6 protein-coding genes and 1 pseudogene are annotated in these 6,136 nt (G+C 74.9%); 2 read left to right on the top strand and 5 right to left on the bottom strand.

Features of this window, described 5'->3' with window-relative positions:
• Positions 1 to 156: pseudogene (locus HUW36_RS34590) on the bottom strand (4-phosphopantetheinyl transferase); the annotation flags it as partial.
• Between the two features lie 180 nt (positions 157 to 336).
• On the opposite strand from HUW36_RS34590, the gene HUW36_RS23200 reads away from it, so the two are divergent.
• Entirely contained in the window at positions 337 to 555 is a 219-nt protein-coding gene (locus HUW36_RS23200) for a hypothetical protein (RefSeq protein WP_343044353.1), read from the top strand.
• Positions 556 to 633: 78 nt separating this feature from the next.
• Here HUW36_RS23200 and HUW36_RS23205 read toward each other — a convergent pair whose 3' ends face one another.
• From HUW36_RS23205 to HUW36_RS23215, 3 genes are all read right to left on the bottom strand, one after another.
• Positions 634 to 1,407 (bottom strand): peptidase, encoded by a 774-nt coding sequence (locus HUW36_RS23205; protein WP_174530114.1) that lies wholly within the window; start codon positions 1,405 to 1,407, stop codon positions 634 to 636.
• A gap of 2 nt (positions 1,408 to 1,409) precedes the next feature.
• Positions 1,410 to 2,699 carry a VWA domain-containing protein gene (locus tag HUW36_RS23210; RefSeq protein WP_174530115.1) on the bottom strand — a complete coding sequence of 430 codons (1,290 nt, stop codon included), beginning with the start codon at positions 2,697 to 2,699 and terminating at the stop codon, positions 1,410 to 1,412.
• A gap of 277 nt (positions 2,700 to 2,976) precedes the next feature.
• Positions 2,977 to 4,662, bottom strand: a complete 1,686-nt coding sequence (locus HUW36_RS23215; RefSeq protein ID WP_174530116.1) for a dolichyl-phosphate-mannose--protein mannosyltransferase — start codon at positions 4,660 to 4,662, stop codon at positions 2,977 to 2,979.
• Positions 4,663 to 4,754: 92 nt separating this feature from the next.
• On the opposite strand from HUW36_RS23215, the gene rsmI reads away from it, so the two are divergent.
• The gene (gene rsmI / locus HUW36_RS23220) at positions 4,755 to 5,594 is read left to right on the top strand and encodes a 16S rRNA (cytidine(1402)-2'-O)-methyltransferase (RefSeq protein ID WP_425487259.1); all 840 of its coding nucleotides are present in this window, start codon (positions 4,755 to 4,757) and stop codon (positions 5,592 to 5,594) included.
• Positions 5,595 to 5,608: 14 nt separating this feature from the next.
• On the opposite strand, the gene HUW36_RS23225 is transcribed toward rsmI, so the two are convergent.
• The coding region (locus HUW36_RS23225) for a hypothetical protein (RefSeq protein ID WP_174530118.1) at positions 5,609 to 6,136 on the bottom strand (528 nt) is incomplete at its 5' end.

The raw sequence follows: 6,136 nt of genomic DNA on the forward strand, positions 1-6,136 counted from the left end.
CCGCCGGGCGCACATCCGGCCGGCGGTGAAGTCGCGCCGGCGGCCGGGGACCGCGCGGTCGCCCAGTGCGGTCAGCTCGGCCGGCAGCAGCTCACCGGACCAGTCGGCCGGCCCGGCCACCGCCACCGCGACGGTGGGCGGCAGCAGATCACGCACGTGCGTCGGTGGGTGACGGGGACACTCGGTGAACGTACCGTAACGCGGGAGCGCGCTGCGGCGCTGAACCAATGTCGCGGGGGAGGCAGCGTCCACACGCCACTGTGCCGAACTTGGAAGGAGCCGCCGATGACGCCCGGTGCGGAGGCGTCGGAACCACGGGCCGGCGAACATGTCCCCGTGACCCCCGACTGGACCTGCGGCTCGTGCGGCGACGACTGGCCCTGCGCCACGAAGCGCCGTCACCTGTTGCACGAGTACCAGGTGGATCGGGCGTCGCTGAGCGTCTATCTCGGCTCCTGCCTGGCCGCTGCCACGCACGACCTGCGTACCGCGCCGGTCACCGCCCTCCAGGACCGGTTCATCGGCTGGGTGCCGCGCGGCCCGCGGACGTTCTGAGCGGCCCGGCGCTCCCGGTGGCCACCGCGTCGGGTTCACGGCGGCCACCGGTCGCGGTCTGCGGGACCGTTCCGGTCCCTAGGGACGGCGGGGCCGCCGGGTGAGGGCGAAACCGGCCACGCCGGCCACGGCGGCGAGCACGCCGCCCACGCCGGTCCAGACCCAGCGCGAGCCGGCCTCGGGGAGCCAGCCGGTCAGGTCGGTCTCCTCCTCGGCGACCGGCTCGGGCGTCGGCTCGGCGGTCAGCAGCGTCCCGGCGCGCGTGTTCGGCACCAGGGGCGCGGCCAGCTCACCGTCGTCGCCGGAGGCGCCGCCGGAGTCGGTGGCGCCGACCAGCATGTCCACCTCGATCGGCAGACCCAGGTCCGGCTCCGGCAGGTCGGTGACGGAGAGCCGGACGTAGTAGGTGCCGGGCAGCGGGTCACCCGACCACGGCTCGGCCCACGGCCGCACCCGCCGCAGCGTGCACCCGAGCGTCACGCTCGTCGCCGCGGTGTCCGCGGTCGGGGTCTGCGCGCCGGCCGTGCAGGCCTGCCGGCGGCGTAACCCGTCGAAGACGTCGACCGTCCAGGTGGACGCGCCGCTGCGCCGCTTCGGGAACGTGACCGTGACGCCGACCTCGTGCACCTGCCCGGCGTCGGCCCGGAACGACCAGTACAGGTGGTCGCCGGTGGAGGCGCCCACCCGTACCGGCTGGCCGGCCGTGACGGTCGTGGCGGTGAGGAACGAGGTGCCGGCCTTGGTCACGGTGGTCGCGCCCGGCGACGGGCTGGGCGCGGCGAGGGCCGCGGCCGGGGTGAGGGCCAGGCCGGCGGCGGCCGTCGCCGCCGCGAGACGAATCGGGGTACGCATCCTCAGTTCTCCCTCCACGTCGCCACCCACCAGCGGGTGAGCAGGCCGACGAGCAGCCCGGTGGCCAGGCCGGCAACGGTGAGCAGGAGCAGCAGGACCCAGCCGCGGCCGAGGTCCGGCCCGTCCGGGGCGGGGGAGGCGTCGACCACGTCCACGGTCAGCTCGACGGGCATCCCCGGTTCGGCCCGGGTGCCGGCCCGGGCCGCGAACGAGTTGCTGACCACCAGGCAGACGGTCCGCGCGGCGGACGTCCCGTCGGGGGTCGGCTCCGGGCTCGCCGCGTCCTGCTCCTCGGCGGCGGACCAGCGCAGGCCGGCCGAGACCACGTCGGTGCGCCCGCTGCCGGCGTCGACGCCGCGGACCAGTTCCCGCCCGTCCGGCGCGGTGGCCCGCAGCAGGACGCCGTAGTCCGGGTTGACCGGGCGGTCCAGCGCGACGCTCACCGAGGCGCGCAGCTCCTGGCCGGGGCGCACCGGGACCCGGTACCAGCGGTGCTCGGAGAACGCCTCCCGGTCGCTGTAGACGCCGGGCGCGAGCAGCGGCGCGCCGTCGCAGGCGGCCCCGCCCCCGACCACCGCCGGGGTGGCCGTGTACGTGTCCCGGGCCCGGTCGACCAGTTGCTTGATCCGGCCGGTCAGCTCGTCGGCGCTCTGTGCCGCCGTGTACGTGCCGCCGGTCGCGCCGGCGATGCAGAGCAGCTGCCGGCGTACCTTCTCGTCCGGGGCCAGGCCCAGCGTGTCGACGACCAGCCGGGTGCCCTGGGCGGCCAGCTCGCGGGCGACCTCGCACGGGTCGGGCGGCGCGCAGGTGTCCTCACCGTCGGTGATCAGCACGATCCGCCGGGCGGTGCTGCCGGTGCCCAGGTCCTGCGCGGCGGAGCGCAGCGCGAGCCCGACCGGGGTGAAGCCGGTCGGGCGCAGCCCGGCGACCGCGGCCTTGGCGGCCGTGCGGTCCACCGGGCCGACCGGCACGATCTGCTGCGTGTCGAGGCAGCCCTGCTTCTTGTCCTTGCCCCGGTAGGTCGCGCCGAGCACCCGGATGCCGAGTTGTGTCTCGTCGGGCAGGGCGTCGACCACCTCGTCGAACGCCTGCTGGGCGACGGAGATCCGGCTGCGCCCGTCGATGTCGCGGGCCCGCATCGAGCCGCTGACGTCGAGGACCAGCTCGACCTTGGGCGGCTCGGCGGCGGGTTCGCCTGTCTCGTCGTCCGCCCCGGCGGGGCCTGGACCGATCATCGCGGTCGCCGCCAGCAGTCCGATGAGGACGGCCGTCGATCGTCTCTTGTTGATCACCGGGCGAAGTGTAGTGAGATCCACTTTGGAAGATCATCCGGGTCGGTCGTACCCGGGAGCCCCTCCGTCGGCCCCGCTTCGCTTCCGGAACATGACCCACCGTTAGCTGCCCGATGTAAACCTTTCGGGGGGTGGCGCATTGGTCGGAAATCTGACCCACCCGCACCCGTTGTGCCGCTGCCGGACTGTGGCTAAGCTCTGTCTTGCACGCCCCAATCGCCCGCTTCCCCCGTGGCAGGCGATCGGGGCGTGCTTCTTCGTTTCCCGGTCGGCCGGGTCAGATCCAGCGACCGTCCAGCCACATCCGGGCGGACCAGTCGGCGTAGGGCAGCAGCCGCCCGACGAACACCGGATAGAAGTAGCCGAAGCAGAGCGCCACCAGCAGCAGGTAGGCGCCCGCGATGATCCCACCGACCAGACGCCGGTCCGCGACCTGCTCGGTGCTCGGTGGTGGAGCCGTTCCGGAGACCGGTGCGGGGGTCGCGATCGCGCCGAGCACGTAGACCACCGCGAGCACCAGGAACGGCACCGCCGGCGCGGCGTAGAACGAGAACATCGTCCGGCCGTCCAGCGCGAACCAGAACCAGGGCAGCAGGCCGGCGGCCACGCTGAGCAGGATCGCCCCGGCCCGCCAGTCGCGCCGGGCCAGACCCAGCCAGACGGTCGCGGCCAGCGCCGGCAGGAACGACCACCAGAGCAGCGGGGTGCCCAGCAGCAGCACCTCCGACGCGCAGCTCGCCGCGCCGCAGCTGCCGTCGCCGGACCAGTAGAACGCCACCGGCCGGCCGAGCAGCAACCACTGCCAGGGCCAGGACTGGTACTTGTGCGGGTCGTCGAGCTGGGTGTGGAAGCCGTACGCGGCCTTGTGGTATTCCCACAGGTTGATCAGTGGGCCGATGACCGGTGTGTCGCTCAGCCCGGGGGTGTTCGGGTAGCGGGCGGCCAGGCGGTAGTAGCCGTCGTCGCTGAGCAGCCACCCCGACCAGGTCGCCACGTAGGTGACCACCATCAGCACGCCGGCCACGAGCAGCCAGGGCAGCTCGTCGAGGATCGCGTCCCGCCACGGGCGCCGGACCCCGGCCGACCGGCGGACCCCGACCTCCCAGAGCAGCACCAGCAGGGCGAACGCCGGCACGAAGTAGAGCCCGCTCCACTTCACCGCGCAGGCGCAGCCGAGCAGCACCCCGGCCGCGAACCGCCACCACGGCCAGTCCCGCCAGCCCGACGGCGGACGCCCGGCCCGCCCGCGCAGCGTCGGGTCCAGACCCGCCTCCAGCGCCCGGGCCCAGCGCCGCCGCCGGGCGTCCCGGTCGAGCACCAGCGCGCCGAACGCGGCCAGCACGAACAGCAGCAGGAAGATGTCGAGGATGGCCGAGCGGGACAGCACCAGGTGGAAGCCGTCCAGGGCGAGCAGCAGGCCGGCCGCGCAGCCGAGCGTGGTGGAGCGGAACATCCGCCGGCCGATGCGCACCAGCAGCAGCACCGACACCGTGCCGGCGACCGCGGCGCCGAAGCGCCAGCCGAACTCCGGGGCGGTCGTCACGAGGTGCCCCGGCACGGAGATGTTGGTCTCCGTGTCCTGGTAGCCGAAGGCCCACTCGCCGAGCCCGATCAGCCACTTGCCCAACGGCGGGTGGACCACGTACGACGGGCCGTTGTCCTTGTAGTTCCACTCGACGCCGCGGTCGACGAGCCCGTACGCGTCCTTGGCGTAGTAGGTCTCGTCGAAGATCTTGCCCGGCGGGTGGCTGAGCCCGACGAAGCGCAGGATCGCGGCGATCACCACCACCACCGTGGTGGCCAGCCAGGCCTGCCCCCGGCCGATCCGGTCGTCGACGGTGGCCAGCCGGCGCCGGACGGCAGCCGGGATCCCGCCCCCGCCGGTGTCGCCCGGGGAGCCGGTGGCCCGGTCGTCGGGGGAGGGGTCGGCGTTCGCGCTCTGTGCTGTCGACGCACTCGTCACCCGGCGATCGTAGGCTGCGAGGGTGCCCGGTGGCGTCTGTCGTCTCCGAAATTGGTACGACCGTCGATGAGGGAGCGCGCGTCGTGGGTGAAATGTCCGAGGTGGGGCGACTGGTGCTGCTCGGCGCGCCACTGGGCAACCCGGCCGACGCGTCCGCCCGGTTCCGGGAGGCGCTCGCCACCGCCGACGTGGTCGCCGCCGAGGACACCCGGCGACTCACCCGGCTGGCCCGCGACCTCGACGTGACGGTGCCCGGCCGGATCGTCTCCTACTTCGAGGGCAACGAGGAGCGGCGCACCCCGGAACTGGTCGACGTGCTGACCGCCGGCTACACGATCGCGCTGGTCACCGACGGTGGCATGCCGAGCGTCTCCGACCCCGGCTACCGACTGGTCCGCGCCGCGCTGGACGCCGGTGTCCCGGTGACCGCGGCCCCCGGGCCGAGCGCGGTCACCACCGCGCTGGCGCTGTCCGGGCTGCCCTGCGACCGGTTCTGCTTCGAGGGCTTCCTGCCCCGCACCCCCGGCGCCCGCCGGTCCCGGCTGCGCGCGCTCGCCGCCGAGGAGCGCACGCTCGTGCTCTTCGAGGCGCCGCACCGGATCACCGGCGCGCTGGCCGACCTGGCCGAGGCGTTCGGCGCGGACCGGCCCGCCGCGCTCTGCCGCGAGCTGACCAAGACGTACGAGGAGGTGGTCCGCCGGCCGCTCGGCGAGCTGGCCGAGTGGGCCGCCGCGGGCGACGTGCGGGGCGAGATCACGCTGGTGGTGGCCGGCGCGTCACCGGAGCCGGCGGCCCGACCGGACGACGGGACGCTGCGGGCCGCGGTCGGTGAGCGCGAGGCGGCCGGGATGTCCCGGCGGGACGCGATCAGCGAGGTCGCCACCGCGTACGGGCTGCGTCGCCGGGAGGTCTACGAGGTGGTGCACCGCTGAGGCGGCGGTACGCCTCACCAGGCGGCGGCGAGGAAGCCGACGGTGATCAGCAGCGGGCCGGCCAGCGCCAGCCCCACCGCCCAGCGTCGCTGCCGTTCGTCCGCGAGCCGGGTGGCGCCGGTCCACCGGGGGATCGCGGCGGCACAGCCCGCCACCAGGGCCAGCCCGAGCAGCCACCGCAGGTGCCGGCCGGGCCCGGTGTCCGCGTAGGCGGTGGAGCCCTGCGGCCCGGTCATCCGGGCGGGCAGTGTGCTGCCGGTGGCGGTTCGACCGGCCGGCACGCCGCTGACCCGCACGCCGTGGGCCTGGAACCGGTCGCCGTCGGCCAGGAAGATCCCCCGGCAGCGCTGGGTGAGCCCGCCCCCGACGCATTCGGTGATCATCACCGTGCCGCCTGTCGAGTGCCCCACCGCCAGCCAGAACGGTCCGGCGCTCACCCAGGCGAAGAACGCGGCGAGCAGGCTCAGCGTCAGCAGCGCCGCGAGACCGGCGGGCGGGTCCGGCGGGTGGGTCGGGCGGGCCGGCTCGCGGCGGGTGCGGGT

Origin of the sequence: Micromonospora maritima (genome assembly GCF_902825405.1) — a bacterium.
Classification (GTDB): domain Bacteria; phylum Actinomycetota; class Actinomycetes; order Mycobacteriales; family Micromonosporaceae; genus Micromonospora; species Micromonospora maritima.

Excerpts from the sequence above, each read along its gene's own strand:
- HUW36_RS23205 (WP_174530114.1), bottom strand. The coding sequence starts at position 1,407 with ATGCGTACCCCGATTCGTCTCGCGGCGGCGACGGCCGCCGCCGGCCTG.
- rsmI (WP_425487259.1), top strand. The coding sequence starts at position 4,755 with ATGTCCGAGGTGGGGCGACTGGTGCTGCTCGGCGCGCCACTGGGCAAC.